This is a genomic window from Nonomuraea sp. NPDC049504 (assembly GCF_040676845.1).
In the GTDB taxonomy this organism is placed as follows: domain Bacteria; phylum Actinomycetota; class Actinomycetes; order Streptosporangiales; family Streptosporangiaceae; genus Nonomuraea; species Nonomuraea salmonea.
In genome coordinates this window covers 38878-59401 of record NZ_JBFAPT010000017.1, presented here as the reverse complement: position 1 = coordinate 59401, position 20524 = coordinate 38878, and the positions used below count along the sequence as shown (strand labels likewise).

The 20524-nt window shown below is 70.9% G+C and carries 13 protein-coding genes and 1 pseudogene; 10 read left to right on the top strand and 4 right to left on the bottom strand.

Annotated features, from left to right (window positions below; translation table 11 throughout):
- Positions 1-159 precede the first annotated feature (159 nt).
- The 4 genes from AB0K28_RS29670 to gatB all read left to right on the top strand — a co-directional run bounded on the left by AB0K28_RS29670 (position 160) and on the right by gatB (position 5637).
- Positions 160-2223 (top strand): EAL domain-containing protein, encoded by a 2064-nt coding sequence (locus AB0K28_RS29670; RefSeq protein ID WP_364376502.1) that lies wholly within the window; start codon positions 160-162, stop codon positions 2221-2223.
- An 87-nt stretch (positions 2224-2310) separates the two neighbouring features.
- Entirely contained in the window at positions 2311-2610 is a 300-nt protein-coding gene (gatC, locus tag AB0K28_RS29665) for an Asp-tRNA(Asn)/Glu-tRNA(Gln) amidotransferase subunit GatC (RefSeq protein WP_101787882.1), read from the top strand.
- Complete coding sequence (gene gatA, locus AB0K28_RS29660; RefSeq protein WP_345389279.1) at positions 2607-4100, top strand: Asp-tRNA(Asn)/Glu-tRNA(Gln) amidotransferase subunit GatA; 1494 nt, start codon at positions 2607-2609, stop codon at positions 4098-4100. Before gatC ends, gatA begins: the two co-directional genes overlap by 4 nt.
- A gap of 31 nt (positions 4101-4131) precedes the next feature.
- Positions 4132-5637: an Asp-tRNA(Asn)/Glu-tRNA(Gln) amidotransferase subunit GatB gene (gene gatB, locus AB0K28_RS29655; RefSeq protein ID WP_364376499.1), complete on the top strand. Its 1506-nt coding sequence runs from the start codon at positions 4132-4134 to the stop codon at positions 5635-5637.
- A 135-nt stretch (positions 5638-5772) separates the two neighbouring features.
- On the opposite strand, the gene AB0K28_RS29650 is transcribed toward gatB, so the two are convergent.
- The 3 genes from AB0K28_RS29650 to AB0K28_RS29640 are packed head-to-tail and all read right to left on the bottom strand — an operon-like array spanning position 5773 to position 8730.
- Positions 5773-7272: a tripartite tricarboxylate transporter permease gene (locus AB0K28_RS29650; RefSeq protein ID WP_364376496.1), complete on the bottom strand. Its 1500-nt coding sequence runs from the start codon at positions 7270-7272 to the stop codon at positions 5773-5775.
- Position 7273: 1 nt separating this feature from the next.
- Positions 7274-7759 carry a tripartite tricarboxylate transporter TctB family protein gene (locus AB0K28_RS29645; protein WP_364376493.1) on the bottom strand — a complete coding sequence of 162 codons (486 nt, stop codon included), beginning with the start codon at positions 7757-7759 and terminating at the stop codon, positions 7274-7276.
- Entirely contained in the window at positions 7759-8730 is a 972-nt protein-coding gene (locus AB0K28_RS29640; protein WP_364376490.1) for a tripartite tricarboxylate transporter substrate binding protein, read from the bottom strand. Before AB0K28_RS29640 ends, AB0K28_RS29645 begins: the two co-directional genes overlap by 1 nt.
- Before the next feature lie 137 nt (positions 8731-8867).
- Here AB0K28_RS29640 and AB0K28_RS29635 point away from each other — a divergent pair, with 137 nt between their 5' ends.
- The 3 genes from AB0K28_RS29635 (at position 8868) to AB0K28_RS29625 (ending at position 13280) form a co-directional block, all read left to right on the top strand.
- Positions 8868-10442, top strand: a complete 1575-nt coding sequence (locus tag AB0K28_RS29635; RefSeq protein WP_364376487.1) for a sensor histidine kinase — start codon at positions 8868-8870, stop codon at positions 10440-10442.
- Positions 10443-10530: 88 nt separating this feature from the next.
- Entirely contained in the window at positions 10531-11199 is a 669-nt protein-coding gene (locus AB0K28_RS29630; RefSeq protein ID WP_345389273.1) for a response regulator, read from the top strand.
- 92 nt (positions 11200-11291) lie between these two features.
- Positions 11292-13280, top strand: coding sequence for a VanW family protein (locus AB0K28_RS29625; protein ID WP_364376484.1), 1989 nt, complete (start codon positions 11292-11294; stop codon positions 13278-13280).
- 444 nt (positions 13281-13724) lie between these two features.
- On the opposite strand, the gene AB0K28_RS29620 is transcribed toward AB0K28_RS29625, so the two are convergent.
- Entirely contained in the window at positions 13725-14774 is a 1050-nt protein-coding gene (locus AB0K28_RS29620) for a PQQ-dependent sugar dehydrogenase (RefSeq protein WP_364376481.1), read from the bottom strand.
- Positions 14775-14902: 128 nt separating this feature from the next.
- Between AB0K28_RS29620 and AB0K28_RS29615 the strand changes: the two genes are divergently transcribed.
- The 3 genes and pseudogenes from AB0K28_RS29615 to AB0K28_RS29605 all read left to right on the top strand — a co-directional run.
- A complete protein-coding gene (locus AB0K28_RS29615) occupies positions 14903-15721 on the top strand; it encodes a 2-hydroxyacid dehydrogenase (protein WP_355414478.1) in 819 nt (272 codons plus the stop codon).
- A gap of 237 nt (positions 15722-15958) precedes the next feature.
- Positions 15959-18577 carry a GGDEF domain-containing protein gene (locus AB0K28_RS29610; protein WP_364376478.1) on the top strand — a complete coding sequence of 873 codons (2619 nt, stop codon included), beginning with the start codon at positions 15959-15961 and terminating at the stop codon, positions 18575-18577.
- A 199-nt stretch (positions 18578-18776) separates the two neighbouring features.
- A pseudogene (locus tag AB0K28_RS29605) lies at positions 18777-20522 on the top strand (acetolactate synthase large subunit); the annotation flags it as partial.
- Between the last annotated feature and the right edge of the window lie 2 nt (positions 20523-20524).

The following is a 20524-nucleotide window of genomic DNA, read 5'->3' as shown; positions in this document are numbered from 1 at the left end:
CGGGTCCGGCTGGTCGTCGTAGTGTGCTCGGCTTGCTACAGAGGGTGCTTTTTGGGTATATGTCGGAAAGGAGAAGTGACGGAACGTACGCGCTTGGTTTCGCGAAGTGGGGTGAAGGTCGTACCCTCCCATAGTGACCTAATGGGGGTTCTGTTACCGATGACTGACCCAACCGACACCCGCGACACCGGACCACGCGTCGGCACGCCGCTGTGGGGCTATCTCGCGGGCGTCACCGTGATCGGCTTCACCGGCCTCGTGGTGGCCATGCTCCGGCTCGACCCGTCCGGCCTGGTGGAGCTCGCCCGCACCCCGCTGTTCTGGGTGCTGGCGGTGCTGGTGATCCTGGGCGAGCTGCGGCCCGTCATGGTGTCGTCAGCGACCGCCGTGGGCGGCACGTACCCGTCCACCATGTTCACCTTCGCGGTGCTGCTGCACCTCGGGCTGCCCGTGGCGGTCCTCATGCAGGCCGTGGCGGTCACCATCAACGGCGTGGTGACGCGCAAGTCGTGGCATCGGGTCATGTTCAACATCGCGCAGTCCTCCCTGGCGCTGATCGCGGCGGCCGTGGTGCTGGGGACGTTCGGCATCGTGCCGAGCCCGGCCGTGCCGTGGGTGCCGAGGGGCGGTGACCTGCTCGCGATCGCCCTGTCCGGGCTCGCGTACTTCCTGGTCAGAGGCGCCCTCGTGTGCAGTGCCGTCGCGCTGCACGAGCGGCGCTCGCTCGTCCGCGTGCTCAGGGCCAGCGTCGGCCCGCAGGGCCTGGTCTACATCGGCCTGCTGGGCCTGGCGCCGCTGGTGGTGGTCGTGATGAGCCATTCGCCGGGGCTCGTCCCGTTGTTCGTGGCGCCGCTGGCCGCCGTCTACTTCACCGCCACGCTGTCCCTGCGCCGCGACCACCAGGCCATGCACGACGAGCTGACCGGCCTGCCCAACCGCAAGATGCTCGTGGTCAGCACCGAGGAGGCGCTGGCCGAGGTGCGCCACGACGAGCGCGTGGGGCTGTTCCTCCTCGACCTCGACCGGTTCAAGGAGGTCAACGACACGATGGGCCACCCGGTCGGCGACCGGCTGCTGCAGCTCGTCGCGCATCGGCTCACCCATTCGGTACGCCCTGGCGACGTCGTGGCCAGGCTGGGCGGCGACGAGTTCGCCGTGCTGCTGCCCTCGATCAGGGACGCCCACGCGGCCAGGGAGGTCGCGGCCCGGCTGCGCGCCGCCCTGACCGAGCCGGTACGCCTGGAGGGCATGACGTTCGACCTCGACGCCTCGGTCGGCATCGCGCTCTATCCCGACCACGCGCCCGACTTCGAGCTGCTGCTGCAGCGGGCCGACGTGGCGATGTACCTGGCCAAGGAGGGACGTACGGGCGTCGAGCTCTACCAGCCCGACAAAGACCGCAACTCACCCGAACGCCTGACCCTGCTCGGCGACCTGCGCCGCGCCATCGACAACCACGAGCTGCGCCTGCACTACCAGCCCAAGGTGGCGCTCGGCACCGGCGACGTGCAGGGGGTCGAGGCGCTGCTGCGCTGGCGGCACCCCGTGCACGGGCCCGTGTCGCCGGCCGACTTCGTGCCGCTGGCCGAGCAGTCGTACCTGATGCGGCAGCTCACGGCGTACGTCATCGAGGAGGCCCTGCGGCAGGCCGCGGCCTGGTGGCACACCGGGCTGCGGGTGCAGATCTCGGTCAACATCTCGGCCCGCGACCTGCTCGGCTCGGCGCTGCCCGAGCAGCTCGAGGTGGGCCTGGCGAAATACGCGCTGCCGCCGGCCGCCATCCAGCTGGAGGTCACCGAGCGCATCCTGACCGGCGACCAGGCGTACACGCAGGAGACCATCAAGGCGCTGGCGGCGCTCGGCGTGCCGCTGGCGCTCGACGACTTCGGCACCGGCTACTCCTCGCTCATCCGGCTGCAGCGGCTGGCCGTCTCCGAGGTGAAGATCGACGCCTCGTTCGTCCGCCGGATCGCCGAGTCGGAGGACGACTACCGGATCGTCCGCTCGATCGTCGACCTCGTCCGCTCGCTGGGGCTGCGCTCGGTGGCCGAGGGCGTCGAGTCGGACGACGTCGCGATGCGGCTGGTCGAGCTGGGCTGCGACGTGGGGCAGGGCTGGCTGTTCTGCCAGCCGATGCCGGCCGACGAGACCGCCGTCTGGCTGCGCGACAGGACCGGGGGATCGGTGGAGTACGAGTACCAGCCGGAGGTCAGCTCCGCCTGACCGGATAATGCGTTCAGGGCTGCTACGTCAAGACCCCTAGGATGGCAGTGTCCAAAGACTCCATCCACGAAACGGGTTCAACGACTCATGTCCGCCATAACCCGCGACGAGGTCGCACACCTGGCCCGGTTGTCCAGGCTGGCGCTCACCGACGACGAGCTCGATCACTACGCCACCCAGCTCGATGCGATCATCGAGTCGGTCGCGAAGGTGGCCGAGGTCGCCGCCGAGGATGTGCCGCCTTCGTCGCACGCGCTTCCGCTGACCAATGTCTTCCGTGCCGACGAGGTGCGACAGTCCCTCACGCCCGAGCAGGCGCTCTCCGGCGCGCCCGCCGTCGAGGACGACCGCTTCCGGGTGCCGCGCATCCTCGGGGAGGAGGCATGAGTTTGATCCGCAAGACCGCCGCCGAGCTGGGCTCGATGATCGCCGCCGGTGAGGTGTCGGCCGCCGAGGTGGCCGAGGCGCACCTCGACCGCATGGCCGCGGTCGAGCCCAAGGTCCAGGCGTTCCTCCATGTCGATCGGGAGACGACGCTGGAGCAGGCGCGGGCCGTGGACGCCCGGCTGCGCGCGGGCGAGAAGCTGGGGCCGCTGGCCGGCGTGCCGATCGCCCACAAGGACATCTTCACCACGCGCGACATGCCGACGACGGCCGCGTCCAAGATCCTTGAGGGCTGGCAGCCGCCCTACGACGCCACCGTCACCGCCCGCCTGCGCGAGGCCGGCCTGGTCATCCTGGGCAAGACCAACCTCGACGAGTTCGCCATGGGCTCCTCGACGGAGAACTCCGCCTACCAGGTCACCCGCAATCCGTGGGACCTGTCCAAGGTGCCCGGCGGGTCGTCGGGCGGGTCGAGCGCCGCCGTGGCCGCGTACGAGGCGCCGCTGTCCACCGGCACCGACACCGGCGGCTCCATCCGGCAGCCCGCCTCGGTCACCGGCATCGTCGGCATGAAGCCCACCTACGGCGGATCGTCGCGTTACGGCCTGATCGCCTTCGCCAGCTCGCTCGACACGCCGGGCCCGTTCGCCCGTAACGTGCTCGACGCGGCGCTGCTGCACGAGGCGTTCTCCGGCTACGACCCGATGGACTCCACCTCCATCGACGCGCCCGTGCCCTCCGTGGTCGAGGCCGCCAAGCACCCCGACGTCGCGGGCATGCGCATCGGCGTGGTGAAGGAGTTCTCCGGCGAGGGCTACCAGGCGGGCGTGCTGGCCCGCTACCACGAGGCCGTCCAGCTGCTGGAGTCGCTCGGGGCCAAGGTCGTCGAGGTGTCCTGCCCGTCGTTCACGACCGCGCTGCCGGCCTACTATCTGATCGCGCCGTCCGAGTGCTCGTCCAACCTGGCCCGCTTCGACGCCATGCGCTACGGCCTGCGGGTCGGCGACGACGGCACCCGCAGCGCCGAGGAGGTCATGGCGCTGACCAGGGCCGCCGGTTTCGGTCCCGAGGTCAAGCGGCGCATCATGCTCGGCACGTACGCGCTGTCGAGCGGCTACTACGACGCCTACTACGGCCAGGCCCAAAAGGTGCGCACGGTCATCGCGCGCGAGTTCGAGGCCGCCTACCAGCAGGTCGACGTCCTGGTCTCGCCCACCACGCCGACCACGGCCTTCCCGATCGGCGAGCGCGCCGACGACCCGATGGCGATGTACCTCGCCGACCTGTGCACCATCCCGTCCAACCTGGCGGGCAACGCGGCCATGTCCGTGCCGGTCGGCCTGGCCGACGAGGACGACCTGCCGGTGGGCCTGCAGATCATGGCGCCGGTCCTGGCCGACGACCGCTGCTACCGCGTCGGCGCGGCCGTGGAGCAGGCCCTGGAGAGCCGCTGGGGCGGCGGCCTGCTGGCGAAGGCGCCGGAGCTGGCGTGACACGCGACGATCTGAAACTGAGGACCTCACCATGACTGCCGGTACGCTCATGCCGTACGACGAAGCGCTCGAGCGCTTCGAGCCGGTGCTCGGCCTTGAGACGCATGTCGAGCTGGGCACCAGGTCGAAGATGTTCTGCGGCTGCAAGACGACCTTCGGCGCTCCGCCCAACACGCAGGTCTGCCCCACCTGCCTGGCGCTCCCCGGGGCGCTGCCGGTGGCCAACGCGCAGGCCATCGAGTCGACGATCCGCATCGGCCTGGCGCTGAACTGCTCGATCGCCGAGTGGTGCCGCTTCGCCCGGAAGAACTACTTCTATCCGGACATGCCGAAGAACTACCAGATCTCCCAGTACGACGAGCCGCTCTGCTTCGACGGCTACCTCGACGTCGAGGTCGACGGCCAGACGATCAGGATCGGCATCGAGCGGGTGCACCTGGAGGAGGACACCGGCAAGTCCACCCACGTGGGCGGTGCCACCGGACGCATCCACGGGGCCGACTACTCGATCGTCGACTACAACCGCGCCGGCATCCCGCTGGTCGAGATCGTCACCAAGCCCATCCCCGGCACCGACCGGCTCGCGCCCGAGGTCGCCAAGGCGTACGTCACCGAGCTGCGCGAGATCATGCGCTCGCTGGGCGTCTCCGACGTGCGCATGGAGGAGGGCTCGCTGCGCTGCGACGTCAACGTCTCGCTGATGCCGCGCGGTTCGTCCGAGTGGGGCACCCGTACGGAGACCAAGAACGTCAACTCGCTGCGCAGCGTCGAGCGGGCCGTGCGGAGTGAGATCGAGCGTCAGGCGGCCGTGCTGGCCGACGGCGGGACGATCATTCAGGAGACCCGCCACTTCCACGAGGACACCGGCACCACCACGTCCGGCCGGTCCAAGGAAGAGGCGCAGGACTACCGCTACTTCCCCGAGCCCGACCTGGTGCCGATCGCGCCCGACACGGCGTGGGTGGCCGAGCTCAAGGCCGCGCTGCCCGAGCTGCCGTCGGTCAAGCGCAAGCGGTTGCAGACCGAGTGGGGCCTGTCCGACCTCGACATGCAGGCCATGCACAACGCCGACGCGATCGAGCTGGTCGAGGCCACGGTCGCGGCCGGCGCGCCGGCGGCCGACGCGCGCAAGTGGTGGATGGGCGAGCTGGCGCGGCGGGCCAACGAGAACGCCGTCGCGCTCGCCGACCTGCCGATCACGCCCGAGCAGATCGCCCGGGTGACCGAGCTGGTCGCCTCCGGGGCGCTCAACGACAAGCTGGCGCGTGAGGTGCTCGAAGGCGTCATGGCCGGCGAGGGCGGGCCCGACGAGGTCGTCGAGCGGCGCGGGCTGCGCATCGTCAACGACGAGGGCGAGCTGTCCGCGATCATCGACCAGGTGATCGCCGACAACGCCGACGCGGCCGACAAGGTCCGCTCCGGGAAGGTCGCCGCCGCCGGTGCGCTGGTCGGTGGCGTCATGAAGGCCAGCAGGGGCAAGGCCGACGCGGCCAGGGCCCGGCAGCTCATCCTGGAGAAGCTCGGCGTCCAGGAGTGACCCCTGACAGGAAGGCGCCGCCACGTCGGCGGCGCCTTCCTGTCGTTCACGGTTTCCCGCCGTTTGTGGCTTGGCGCGCCTGGGTGGCGCGGGTGGCCGGGCCGGCATGGCCGCCGGCGGCGGCGCAGCCTTCCGTCAGGGGCGGTTGGTGCGGCGGGTGTACCAGGTTCTGAACAGTGGGGTCAGTAGGGCGAGTACGGATAGAAGCAGCAGGGCGACGGCGACCGGGCTGCGGATCAGGACGGTGACGTCGCCGGCGCCGATGGCCAGGGCGCGGCGGAGCTGGATCTCGGCCATCGGGCCCAGGATCATCCCGATCACCGCGGGCGCGACCGGCAGGCCGAAGCGGCGCATGGCGTAGCCGAGCAGGCCCAGGACGTACAGGACGAAGAGGTCCACGATCGTGGCGTTCAGGGCGTAGACGCCCAGCGCGGCGAACAGCACGATCCCGGCGTACAGGTACGGCCGAGGGATTCGCAGGATGCGCGCCCACAGCGGCGCCAGTGGCAGGTTGAGCACCAGCAGCATCACGTTGCCGACGAACAGCGACGCGATCATGCCCCACACCAGCGCCGGGTTGTGGTCGAAGAGCTGCGGTCCGGGCTGGAGGCCGTACTGCTGGAAGGCGGCCAGCATGATCGCGGCCGTGGCGGACGTCGGCAGGCCCAGCGTGAGCAGCGGGACCAGGGTGCCGGCCGCGGAGGCGTTGTTGGCCGCCTCGGGCCCGGCGACCCCCTCGATCGCGCCCTTGCCGTACTCCTCCTTGGCGACGCCCTTGGCCAGGCGCTTCTCTGCCGCGTACGACAGGAAGGTCGGGATCTCGGCACCACCGCCGGGCAGCGCGCCGAACGGGAAGCCCAGCGCGGTGCCGCGCAGCCACGGCAGCCACGAGCGCCGCCAGTCGGAGCGTCCCATCCAGGCCCGGCCGACCGGCACCACCTCGGGAGGGGCGTGCCGCAGGCGGGAGGCGACGTACAGGGCCTCGCCCAGGGCGAACAGGCCGACCGCGACGATCACCACGTCGATGCCGTCGAGCAGCTGCGGGATGCCGAGCGTGAGCCGCGCCTGCCCGGTCTGCTGGTCGATGCCGATCAGCCCGATCACCAGGCCGAGGCCGAGCGAGGCGAGGCCGCGCACGATCGAGCGGGACAGTACGGAGGACACGGCCGTGAAGGCGAGGATCGCCAGCGCGAAGTAGTCCTCGGGCCCGAAGGAGATCGCGAAGGCCACCACCGCGGGCGCCGCCACGACGAGCAGCGCCGTGGCGATCGTCCCCGCCACGAAGGAGCCGATGGCCGCGGTGGCGAGGGCCTGCGCCGCCCGCCCGCGCCTGGCCATCTTGTTGCCCTCCAGCGCCGTGATCATCGAGGAGGACTCGCCCGGCGTGTTGAGCAGGATGGAAGTGGTCGAGCCGCCGTACATGCCGCCGTAGTAGATGCCGGCGAACATGATGAACGCGCTGGTCGGCGGCACCGTGAAGGTGATCGGAAGCAGCAGCGCCACGGTCATCGCGGGCCCGATGCCGGGCAGCACGCCGACGAGGGTGCCGAGGGTGACGCCGATGAGCGCGTACAGGAGGTTGACGGGGGTGAGGGCGGCGGCGAAGCCGTCGAGCAGGAGCTGGAACGAGGTCACCTCAGATCAGCCCCTCCAGCGGCCCGCCCGGCAGCGACACGCCGAGCCCCTTGACGAACAGCAGGTACGTCGCCACCCCCATGACCACCGCGATCCCGGCCGCGCGCAGCTTGTGCTCGGCGCCGAGCGCCACGGACAGGCCGAAGAACAGCAGGCTCGCGCCGATGATCCAGCCGAGCACGTTCAGCAGTGCGGCGAAGGCCAGGAAGATGCCGCTGACCAGGCCGAGGCTGCGCCAGTCGGTGGGCGCGTCGGCGTCCACGTCCTCGCTCTCCTCGGGGTCGGCGCGGCCGCCGCGCAGCACGTCGGCCACGTAGAACAGGCCGATGAGCACCATCGCGCCGCCCACCAGCATGGGGAAGAAACGCGGCCCGATGCCGAGCTGGGAGGCCGCGGCCGACACGTCGAGCGTGCCGACCACGACGAGCACGCCCAGCACCAGCACCACGACCGCCAGCCCGAGCTCGGGCCGCCACCGGCGAGCCATCAGGAGACGAGCCCCATCTCGGCGATGATGGCCTTGACCCGGGTCTGCTCGGCGGCGAGGTAGTCGGCGAACTGCTGCCCGGTCTGGAAGGAGTCGATCCAGCCGTTCTTGGCCACCGCGTCCTTCCACGGTTGCGCGTCGTGCATCTTGGTGACCAGGTCGGTCAGGGCCTGCTTGTCGGCGTCGGAGAGCCCGGCGGGGGCCACGAAGCCGCGCCAGTTGGACAGCTCGACGTCCAGGCCGGCCTCCTTCAGCGTGGGGGCGTCCAGGTCGGGCAGCCGCTCGCCCGCGGTGACGCCCAGCGCCCGGAGCTTGCCGGACTTCACGTGCTCGGCGAACTCGCCCACGCCCGAGATGCCGGCGCTGACCTTGTTGCCGAGCAGCTCGTTCAGCGCCTCGCCGCCGCCGGAGTGCGCGATGTAGTTGACCTGCTTGGGATCGACGCCGGCGGCCTTGGCCATCAGGCCGGCCACGATGTGGTCGGTGCCGCCCGCCGAACCGCCCGAGATCGACACCTTCGCCGGGTCGGCCTTCCAGGCCGCGACCATGTCGGCCAGCGACTTGAACGGGGACTCGGCCGGGACGACGACGATCTCGTACTCCTCGGTCAGCTTGGCGATGGGCGTGGTCTCGGCCAGCGAGACCTTCGACTTGTTCTGCTCGATGGCGCCCACCATGACCAGGCCCATCGTCATCAGCAGGTTGCCGTTGCCCTTCTCACCGGCGAGCTGGGCCAGGCCGATCGTGCCGCCGGCGCCCGGCACGTTGTACACCTCGATCTTGCGCTGCGGGTCGGCGGCCTTGAGCGCCTGCTCGGCCACGCGGGAGGTCTGGTCCCAGCCTCCGCCCGGCGCGGCGGGGGCCATGATGCGCAGCGTGGCGTTCGCGGACGTGCCGCCGCCCGTGTCGCCGCAGGCCGTCAGCGCGCCGAGGGAGAGTGCCGCGAGGGCGGCGAATACGCGCAAGCGCATGATCACTCCAAGGGGGATCTCACAGTCGTCAGGACTGGCATGGTGAGGTCCGTTCCCCGTCCCCGTCGAGCCTTTGCGTGGTTGCCGTCGTAGTGGTCGTATTGGTCGCGACCCGGACGTGACCTCCGTTTGTTTCCATGTGCAGGGTGAGACGGGTTCGTGACGCCTCCCTCGGGACCCAGCTGTTCGCGCTCCAGATGGTGATCGTGCTGCTCGCCGTCGGGGGCACGGCAGGCGTGTGGGCGGAGCACACCCGCGACCAGCTCGACGCGCTGCACGAGCAGCGCGCCCTGGCGATCGCGCAGTCGGTGGCCGCGCTGCCGCAGGTACGCGAGGCGTTCGAGCTGGAGCACCCCGAGAGCGTGCTGCAGCCGCTGGCGATGAGCGTGCAGCAGGAGACCGGCGCCGACTACGTGGTGATCGCCAACACCGCCCAGCGGCGCTACGCCCATCCCAACGCCTCGCTGATCGGCAAGCGGTTGTCGACCGACGGCAGCACGGTCCTGCGTACCGGCAGGAGCTGGGTCGGCACCGAGACGGGCACGATCGGCACCACGGTCAGGGGCAAGACACCCATCAGGGACGAGTACGGCGAGATCATCGGCCTGGTCTCCGTCGGCGTGCTGGAGACCACGGTCCTCAGCCAGCTCTCCGACGCCCTGCCGCCGCTCATCTGGACCGCGCTGGCGGTGCTGCTCGCGGGGCTGGCGCTGGCGGCGTTCATCACGGCGCGGGTGCGCAGGCAGACGTTCGGGCTGGAGCCGCGCGAGATCGGCGCGCTGCTCGAGCAGCGCGAGGGCGTGCTGCACGGCGTCAAGGAGGGCGTGCTCGCCCTCGACATGGACGGGCGCGTCACGCTGGTCAACGACGCCGCCCGCGAGCTGCTCGGCGACGTCGGAGAGGACCTCACCAGGATGGCCGTCTCGGACCGCATGCGGGACGTGCTCGGCGGCGCCGACCCCGGCGCGGACCGTGTCGTGCTGCACGGCGAGCGGGTGCTCGTGCTCAACCGCACTCCCGTCTGGGTACGCGGCCGCCAGCTCGGCTGGGTGGTCACCCTGCGCGACCGTACGGAGCTGGTCCGCCTGGCCCGCGAGCTGGACGACACCAGCAGCGCCACGGAAGCGCTGCGGGCGCAGGCGCACGAGTTCGCCAACCGCATGCACACCGTGGTCGGCCTCCTCGAACTCGGCGAGCACGAGGCCGCAGTCGGTTTCATCACCCGCAGCACTCACCACACCAACGCCATCGACCTGCGCGAACGCGTCCAGGACCCGACGCTCGCGGCCCTGCTCATGGCCAAGTCGGCCGAGGCGGCCGAGCGCGGGGCCAGGCTCGTGCTCTCCGACGACTCCTCGGTGCCCGAGGGCGTGCTCGGCGACCCGCGCGACGCGGTCCTGGTGGTCGGCAACCTGGTCGCCAACGCCATCGACGCGCTCGACGGCGCGGAGGGCACGATCGAGGTCTCGGTGCGGGCCGAGGCGGACGGCTTGCACGTGCGGGTCGGCGACTCGGGGCCGGGCATCGCGCCCGAGCTGGTGGGGGAGGTCTTCAGGGAGGGCTTCACCACCAAGGCCGCCCACTCGGGGCCGCGCGGGCTGGGGCTGGCGCTCACCAGGCAGGCCTGCCTGCGCAGGGGCGGATGGGTGCGGGTACGCAACAGCGGCGGCGCGGTCTTCACCGCCCTGCTCCCTGCGAGGGCCGCCTCGTGAGCGGCTGCACGGGCGAGGGCCGCCTCGTGAGCGGCTGCACGCTGGTCACGGCGAGGGCCGCCGCGCTGCTTCCTGAGAGGGCCGTCTCATGACCGGCCGGGACCTCCGCGTCCTCGTGGTGGACGACGACTTCATGGTGGCCCGCATCCACAGCGGCTACGTGCGCCGGGTGCCCGGCTTCGACGTGGTCTCGGTCGCCCACAGCGGCGCCGACGCGCTCGCCGCCGCGAAGGAGCTGCGGCCCGACCTGGTGCTGCTCGACATCTACCTGCCCGACATGTCGGGCCTGGAGGTGCTCAAGGCGCTGCACGACGTGGACGTCCTCATGATCAGCGCGGCCCGTGACGTGCCGACGGTCAGGGAGGCCATGCGGGGCGGGGCGGTCAACTACCTCATCAAGCCGTTCACCGCCGCCGCACTGACCGAGCGCCTGCGTCAGTACGCCGCCACCCGCGAACGCCTGACCGCCATCGGCCCCGAGGCCCGCCAGGACGACGTGGACCGGCTCTTCGGCGTCCTGCCGTCCGCCGCCCCCATGCCGAAGGGGCTGTCGCCGGCCACTTGCGCGCTGGTCGCCGACACGCTGCGGGAGGCCGGCGGTGATCTGTCCGCGGCCGAGGCCGCCGAGCTCACGGGCCTGTCGCGGGTCAGCGCCCGGCGCTATCTGGAGCACCTGTGCGGGGTCGGCCAGGCCGAGTTGCGGCCCCGTTACGGCACCGCTGGACGGCCCGAACATCGCTACCGGTGGCTAGGTTGACACACTTCCGTAGCCATTTCCCGTGACATATGCGGATCTGCGTGCCTTACTGTTGCCTGAGACTTGGCTGCGGACCGGGAGGAGATTGAGGCGTGCGAAACGCCGGACCGATCGAATCACCGACCGACCCGTTCGCCTCGGTGCCCTTACCCACGTCGGGCGTCTCCAGGAAGCCGCGGATCGAAGGGCTGCCCCCCGGGGTCTCCCGCGACATCTTCGGCCCGCAGGAGCGTCAGGAGTCCCGACCGGCCCAAGGCCCGAGCGCCGCGGGCGGTACGCCGGGCAAGGGCGGGCTGCCACCGGCCGCTCCGCCGGCCCAGCCCTGGCCCATGGCCTCCGAGAAGGAGCCCGCGCAGCCCGCGCCAGTCTTCGGGACGCCGCAGCGCCCGTCGTCGTACGAGCCCGAGCCGCCCCGCCGCCGCCGGCTGCTGCCCGCGATCATCTCGCTGGTCGTGATCCTGGCCGCGCTCGCTTATGTGGTGCCGGCCGTGCTCATGTCCGGCTCCGTGCTGCGCGGCACCCGGGTGGCCGGGGTCGACATCGGCGGGCTGACGGTGACCAAGGCCGCCGACAAGCTGCGTGCCGAGCTGGCCAGCAAGCTCAGCAAACCCGTCATCGCCGACATCGGCGGGCAGAAGGAGACGATCCAGCCCGACGAGGCAGGGCTCGAACTCGACGTCGTCGGCACCATCGGGCAGGCGCCCAGCGGGTTCCCCACGCCTGAGGAGGTCTGGCGGGGGCTCACCGGCACCACCGACCTCCCGCCGAAGATCACCCTGGACGCCGCCCAGCTCACGCGGACCGTCGAAGGGCTCGCCGGGTCCGTCGACAAGCCCGCTCGCGAGGGGCGCATCACGTACTCGGGGCTGGAGCCCCAGGCGCGGACGCCGGCGAACGGGGTGCTGCTCGACCGCGAGGACGCCGTACGCAGGATCGGCGCCGCCTTCCTCAGCGGCGGCGGGTCCGTCGTGCTCACCGTCCGGCCGGCCAAGCCCGTCACCAGCTCGGGGGCCGTCGAAGAGGCGCTGACCAAGGCCAGGGCCGCCGTCGCGGCGCCGCTGACGCTCACGCTCGGGCCCAAGCAGGTGCAGATCCCGCCGGCCATGATCGCCGCCAACCTCACGTACGGCGTGGACGGCGAAGGGCGGCTCGTGCCCCGGTTCAACGCCAAGGCCGTGCTCGAACAGGTCGAGGGCAACCTGGTGGACGCGGCGCAGCAGCCGCGTGACGCCACGTACGAGATCGTCAACGGCAGGCCCGTCCTCGTGCCGTCGCGGCCCGGGCGGGGCGTCAACGACAAGCTGCTCGCCAGGGACGCGGAGAAGGTCTTCGACCAGGGCGGCAGCCGGGTCGTCGCGGTCCGGCTCGGCACCGTCGCGCCGACCGTCGAGACCTCCCGCATCGAAGGGCTCGGCATCAAGGAGATCGCGGCGTCGTTCACCACGACGTTCGACTGCTGCCAGCCGCGCGTCACGAACATCCAGCGCATGGCGCAGAAGCTCGACGGGTACGTGGTCAGGCCGGGCGAGACGTTCTCGCTCAACGACGCGCTCGGGGAGCGGACCGTCGAGGACGGGTACGTCCAGGCCGGGCAGGTCGTCGGCGGGCGCACGGTCAACGTCGTCGGCGGGGGCGGGGCGCAGTTCGCCACCACCATGTACAACGCGGCGTACTTCGCCGGGTTCGACGACGTCGAGCACCAGCCCCTGGACTACTTCTCCTCGCGCTTCCCCGCCGGCCGCGACGCGACCCTGCTCTACCCGGAGCCCGACCTGAAGTGGCGCAACGACTCGGAGAACGGGGTCCTCATCAAGACCGCGTCCACGCCGACGTCGGTGACCATCACGCTGTGGGGCGTCAAGCGCTACGACAAGATCGAGGCCGTGGAGTCGGAACAGCGTGCCTTCACCCCGTTCCGCCGCGAGGTGAGCTCCGCCCCGGACTGCGTCCCGACGACCGGCGAACAGGGCTTCACCATCGACGTGACCCGCGTCTTCCACAAGGACGGCAAAATCCTCAAGAAGGACAAGAAGGTCACCACCAAGTACCGCCCCCGCCCTCAAACCGTCTGCACCCGCTGACGGCGTGCGGGAGGACCTCAGCTCTCAAGGGGCTGAGGTCCTTCCGGCATGCGGGTGGGCTGCGGCACCCCTCGGTTCGCCGGCCCGTGGCGCGGGCTGAGCTCCTCTTGGGGTGGGATGCGCAGCACCTGGGCCAGCGGGCCATGACAGGGACCTGGGGTTCTCCGCGCGGAATCGGCCCTGCGCGGAGGTGGTGTGCGGCCGCTTGGGTGGAGGATTGCAACCCGCCTCGCGCTTGAAGACCTGGTGCCACGCCCATCAAAGGGACCTCGGCCCGCACATTGGTCCACACCTGACCTGTGAAGGACCTCGGCCCTTGCGATGGGGAGACAAGGATGGTCCCCCAGTGCGTGAAATGGGGGGATTGGCGGGTTCAGGGGGTGTTTGTGGGGGAAGGGGCGGGGACCGGCCGTTCCAAGGGTGTGGAGGTTAGGGGTGCTCGGGTCAGGTGGGGGGCAGGGTCATGAGCCGGTCGTCGCCGGGGTTCGGGGAGCCGCGGCCGTCCTTGTTGCTGGTGCCTATCCACAGGGTGCCGTCCGGGGCGGACGCTACCGCGCGGAGGCGGCCATAACGGTCGGTGAAGTGGGCGGTCGGGGTGCCGGCGGAGCCGTCCTGGCTCAAGGGGATCTGCCACAGACGCGCGCCGCGCAGGGCGCCGACCCACAGCGAGCCGTTCGCGTAGGCCATGCCAGAGGGGGAGGCGTCCGAGGTGGGCCAGGTCAGGATCGGGTTGATGTAGCGCTGGTCGGAGCCGCGGCCCTCGACCTCGGGCCAGCCGTAGTTGCCGCCTGGCCTGATCAGATTGACCTCGTCCCACGTGTTCGCGCCGAACTCCGAGGCGTAGAGCCGCCCGGACGGGTCCCAGGCGAGGCCCTGGACGTTGCGGTGGCCGTAGCTGTAGACGAGGGTGCCGAACGGGTTGCCGGGCGCGGGAGCCCCGTCCACGGTCATGCGCAGGATCTTGCCCCCGAGCGAGTCGCGCTGCTGCGCGAGGTCGTCGTCCCCGACCTCGCCGGTGGTGGCGTACAGGTGGCCGTCGGGTCCGAAGGCGAGCCGGCCGCCGTTGTGGATGCCGCCCTTCGGGATGTCGCGGACGAGCAGGTGCTCGTCGGTGAGCGCGTCGCCGGCGAGGCGGTAGCGCACGATGCGGTTGTCGGTCTCGGCGGTGTAGTACAGGAAGACCTGGTCGTCCTTGACGGCGACGCCCATCAGCCCGCCCTCGCCGTCGGGCCGCGCCTCCCGGACGGTGGCCAGCTCGGTGACCCGGCCGGCGGGCGTGACACGGAGCAGCCGGGCGGTGTCGCGCTCGGTGACGAGCGCGTCGCCACCCGGCAGGTACGCGATCCCCCACGGCACGGACAGCCCGGTCGCGACGTCCTTCGGCTCGCCGGGGGCGGCGGCAGCGGACACCGCGGCCGTGGGCAGCACCTCCCCGTCACCCGCGGAGCACGCGGTCAGGACGGCCAGCAGCATGATCGTCCAGAGCTTCCTCATGTGTTCCATCCTGCCCCCGGAGTCGTAAGGTTCTCGGCATGAAGACCTGGGTTCCGTCCGATTCGGTGGCAACTGCGCTTTCCGACCTTCCCGGCGTCGAATGCGCCGTTTATAACAGCAAAGTCCCGATGCCGGATGGCGTGGAGGACGTCGAGGTGTGGGTGCCGCCCCTGGTGACCGTGCCCGACGTGCCGGGGACGCTGGCGAGGATGACGTCGTTGCGGCTGGTGCAGACGGTGACGGCGGGCGTGGAGCCGTACCGTCCGCACATGCCGGAGGGCGCGGTGCTGTGCAACGCGCGCGGCGTGCACGACGCGGGCACCGCCGAGTGGGCGGTGGGCGCGATGATCGCGGTGCTCAGGGAGTTTCCCGGTTTCGTGGACGCGCAGCGCAGGGGCGAGTGGACTTATCACCACACCGGCGTGCTGGCCGACTCGCGCGTGCTGATCGTCGGCTACGGCTCGATCGGGTCGGCGCTGGAGCGGCGACTGGAGGGGTTCGAGGTGGAGGTCGTCAGGGTGGCGAGGAGGGCGCGCGACGGCGTGCACGCCATGGACGAGCTGCCCGCCCTGCTGCCCGAGGCGGACGTGGTGGTGCTGCTGGTGCCGGCCACCCCCGACACCGCCGGCATGGTCGACTCCTCGTTCCTCGCACGCATGAAGGACGGCGCAGTGCTGGTCAACGCGGCCAGGGGCGGGATCGTCGACACCGACGCCCTCCTCGCGGAGCTGAAGACGGGCCGGCTGCGCGCCGCGCTCGACGTGACCGCGCCCGAGCCGCTGCCCGAGGGTCACCCCCTCTGGAGCGCGCCCGGCGTGTTGATCACGCCGCACGTCGCGGGCAGCACCCCCGCGTCCGAGCGGCGGACACTGCGTCTCATCCGGGCTCAGCTGGAGCGCTACCTCGCCGGCGAAGACCTGGTCAACGTCATAACCGACGCGTACTGAGAGGATCCCGGAACGTGGCTGGTCCGTGACCTTCGGTGCGTACGGTTACGTTTGCAGGGAGTTCCTGACTCACTGTCAAGGAACTCTTGGCGGCAATTGGTCTGTCTGGTTATCAGATCGGTGACGACATCGGCGTTGTCACCACCCGCGCACCTTCGACCGCACACACTGGCAAAGGTGATCGGCCGGGCTTCGGCGGTCGCGGGTGCAGAGTTCGAGACGGGATGGGCAACGACTGTGATCCGCTGGCGTGATCCACGGGTGCCGCCGGCCGCCGCGGCGGTGGCAGGCGCGGTGGCGTTCGCCGCCGTCCTCCTGGCGCAGACCCCTGCCACGATCACCGGCGCGATCGCCGGTGGGCTCGCGGCGCTGATCGCCGCCGCCTCCCTGCTGATCGCCTCGGTACGACAGGCCGCCACGCACCGCCCCTCGGCGGCGGGCGCCCGCTGGATGGGCGGCGGCGCGGTCATCTGGGCCGCGGGCGTCATCCTGCGGCCGTTCACCGACGGCTTCGTCGTCAACTTCGCGGACCTGTTCGTCCTGCTCGGCACCGTGATCACGGCCGGTGGCGCGCTGATCGCCGCCGACCGCAGGTTCCCGGCCAGGACGGCTTTACGGCAGCTCACGGACTCCTACCTGTGCGCCGTCGCGCTCTTCCTCATCGGCTGGGTGATGGCGCTGCGGCACGTCTACGCCGACTCCGCCGACCCCGTCGGGTTCACCCTGGCCCTGCTGCCCCCGATGATCGCGCTGCTGGTGACCTGCTCCATGATCCCGTCGGTGGTCACCAGCAAGTCGCCGTCCTGGCTGCTCGGCCTGGCGGGGCTGGGCGTGCTGGCCACCATGACGGTGGCGGGGGTGGGCTCCGCCGTGGGCCGGCTGCTCGAAGGCGAGCCGCAACTGTGGAGCGTCATGCTCGCGCCGGTCGCGTTCCTGCTGCTCGCCGCGGTGCCGTGGGGCCCGAAGGGCAGGGCGGCGACCCGGCCGGCCATCGGCCACGCGGTCAGCCTGGCGCCGCTCGCGCTGGTCGCGGTGGCGGTCTTCACGATGCTGATCCACCAGATGGGCAGCCGTCCGGAGCCGCCGGTCGCGGGCGTCGCGGCGCTTGAGGCGTCGGTCGTGCTGCTCCTGCTGGTCCGCCTGTTCGTGCTCGCGGCCACCAACGTACGCCTGCGCGGCCAGGTCAAGCTGGGCCGCCGCCAGCTCATGGACCTCGCGGAGAGCACCGGCGACGTGGTGTTCACCTGCGACTACGAGGGCGTCGTCCGCGAGATCGGCGCCGGCGTCGAGGTGACGTACGGCTACGCGCCCGCCGACGTCGTGGGCGGCTCGATCTTCGACTACATCCACCCGGAGGACGTGCCGGGCATCCAGGTCGCCATGCGCGCCCTGACCCTCGACGACGAGCCGGCGGCGCCGGGCGCCTGCCTGATCGCCTGCCGTGTCCGCGCGGCCGACGGCACCTGGCGGCCCACCGAGTCGGTGGCCACCCGTCAGGTCGGCGGCGACGACCTGCTGCTGGTCACCACGCGCGACGTGAGCGACGAGGAGGCGCTGCGCAACCAGGTGGCCCACCTGACCTTCCACGACGGCGTGACGGGGCTGCCCAACCGCGCCTACTTCGAGGAGCGCACCAGAGAGGTGCTGTCGGGGCGCACGTCGGGCAACGTCGCGGTGATCTTCCTCGATCTCGACGGGTTCACCTCGGTCAACGACTCGGTCGGGCACGCCAGCGGCGACTACCTGCTCGGCCAGGCGGCCAGGCGGCTGCGCGGCGCCGTACGCGCGGACGACACGCTGGCCCGGTGGGGCGGCGACGAGTTCGCGGTGCTGGTGGAGACCGGGGGAGACGCGCAGGTGGCGGTCGATCTGGCCGAGCGGCTGGTCGGGGCGGTCTCGCAGGAGCCGTTCCGCGTCGCCGACCGCGACGTGGCGCTGACGGCGAGCGTCGGGGTGGCCTTCACCGAGGACGGCATGCCGGCCGGCGACCTGATGCGCAACGCGGATGTGGCCATGGCGCGCTCCAAAGAGCTGGGCGGTCGCCGGGTCGAGGTGTTCGCCGCGCAGATGCACGCCGACGTCGTACGCCGCCTCGAGCTGGCGGCCGACCTGCAGCGGGCGCTGATCGAGCAGCAGTTCGCCATCGAGTACCAGCCGGTGGTCGATCTGGCCACGTCGCGGGTGACCGCGGTGGAGGCCCTGGTGCGGTGGTGGCGCGGCTCGGTGTTCGTGCCGCCGGAGCAGTTCCTGGGCCCGGCCGAGGACACCGGGCTGATCGTGCCGCTGAGCGAGTGGATCCTGCGCGAGTCGTGCAGGGAGGTGGCGGCCTGGCGGGCCTCGTCGTGGGACATCGGGCTGTCGCTGAACCTGTCGGCCCGGCAGATCATGGCGCCCAGGTTCGTCGAGACGGTGGAGGAGGCGCTGCGCGAGAGCGGGCTGCCCGCCTCGTCGCTCACGCTCGAAGTCATCGAGGAGATGCTGGTCGAGGACGCCGAGGAGACGATCAAGCGATTGTCGGAGCTGCGCTCGCTGGGCGTGCGGCTGGCCATCGACGACTTCGGCACCGGCTACGCCTCGCTGGCCTTCCTGCGCCAGCTCCCCGTCGACATGATCAAGATCGACCCGTCGTTCGTGTCGGGGCTCGGCAAGGACGACACGCTGACGCTGCTCACCCGCACGATCGTGCGGCTGGGGCACGACCTGGGGCTTATCGTGGTGGCCGAGGGGATCGAGCGTCCTGAGCAGCTCGAGCTGCTGAAGCAGATGGGCTGCACGCGGGGACAGGGCTTCCTGGTGGCCCGGCCGATGGCGGCGCGCGGGGTCGACTCGCTGATGCGGACGAGTCTCACGGTTTGAGACATGTGTCCACCAAGTTGACACTGGGGCGTTCGGAGCGGCTATGGTGTAAGCCATGCTTCGCAGTGAGATTCTCGTAGTACTTCGCCGGCGCGCAGGCCGATAGCGAAGCACGACGACCTGCGCGCCGCCCCAGACCCGCCGTTCCGGCGGAGAGGGGCATTTTTTATGTCCTTAAGCGAGTAGCCACGCAAGGAACGAGCCGATGACCGAACGGATGACAGGTGCACAGGCCCTGGTCAGGGCGCTGGAGCACGTCGGAGTCGACACAGTGTTCGGGATCCCGGGCGGTGCCATTCTTCCGGCCTACGATCCTCTCTACGACTCGACCAAGGTCCGGCACGTGCTCGTACGCCACGAGCAGGGTGCGGGTCATGCGGCCGAGGGCTACGCGCAGGCCACCGGCAGGGTCGGGGTGTGCATGGCGACCAGCGGTCCTGGCGCAACGAACCTGGTGACACCGATCGCCGACGCGTTCATGGACTCGGTGCCGATCGTGGCGATCACCGGACAGGTGGCCGCGCCGATGATCGGCACCGACGCCTTTCAGGAAGCCGACATCTCCGGCATCACCATGCCGATCACGAAGCACAACTTCCTGATCACCGATCCCGCGGACATCGCCCGTACGATCATGGAGGCCTTCCACATCGCCTCGACGGGGCGGCCCGGCCCGGTGCTGGTGGACATCTCGAAGGACGCGCTGCAGGCCGAGACCACGTTCAGCTGGCCGCCCACCATGCAGCTGCCCGGCTACCGCCCGGTCACCAGGCCCCACTCCAAGCAGATCCGCGAGGCCGCCAAGCTCATCGCGGAGGCCCGCAGGCCCGTCCTGTACGTCGGCGGCGGCGTCCACAAGGCCGGCGCGGCGGCCGAGCTGCGTCAGCTCGCCGAGCTGACGCACATCCCGGTCATCACCACCCTGATGGCCCGCGGCACGTTCCCCGACAGCCACCCGCAGCACATGGGCATGCCCGGCATGCACGGCAGCGTCGCGGCGGTCGGCGCGCTGCAGAAGTCCGACCTGATCATCGGCCTGGGCGTGCGGTTCGACGACCGGGTCACCGGCAACCTGTCGTCGTTCGCGCCGCACGCGAAGGTCGTGCACGCCGACATCGACCCGGCGGAGATCTCGAAGAACCGCCACGCCGACGTGCCGATCGTGGGCGACTGCAAGGAGGTCATCAGCGACCTCGTCTCGGTGATCCAGGCGTCCGGCCAGCAGGGCGACTACGACGAGTGGTGGACGCTGCTCAACGGCTACAAGGAGACCTACCCGCTGGGTTACGAGCAGTTCGAGGACGGCTCGCTGGCCCCGCAGTACGTCATGGAGCGCCTGAGCGCCATCGCGGGCCCCGACACCTACTACATCGCCGGCGTCGGCCAGCACCAGATGTGGGCCTCGCAGTTCATCCACTACGAGAACCCCGGCACGTTCATCAACTCCGGCGGCCTCGGCACGATGGGCTTCGCCGTCCCGGCGGCGATGGGCGCGAAGATGGGCCGCCCCGACGCCACGGTGTGGGCCATCGACGGCGACGGCTGCTTCCAGATGACGAACCAGGAGCTGGCCACCTGCGCCCTGGAGGGTGTGCCGATCAAGATCGCGGTCATCAACAACGGTAATCTCGGCATGGTTCGTCAGTGGCAGACCCTGTTCTACGACGAGCGCTACTCCAACACCGACCTGCAGACGGTCCGGCGGATCCCGGACTTCGTCAAGCTGGCCGAGGCCTATGGCTGTGTGGGCCTGCGATGCGAGCGTCCCGAAGACGTGGACGCCGTGATCAAGAAGGCCATGGAGATCAACGACGTGCCCGTCGTGGTCGACTTCGTCGTCCACCAGGACGCCATGGTCTGGCCCATGGTGGCCGCGGGCACGAGCAACGACGACATCAAGATCGCCCGTGACATGGCGCCGAAGTGGGAGAACGAGGATGACTAGGA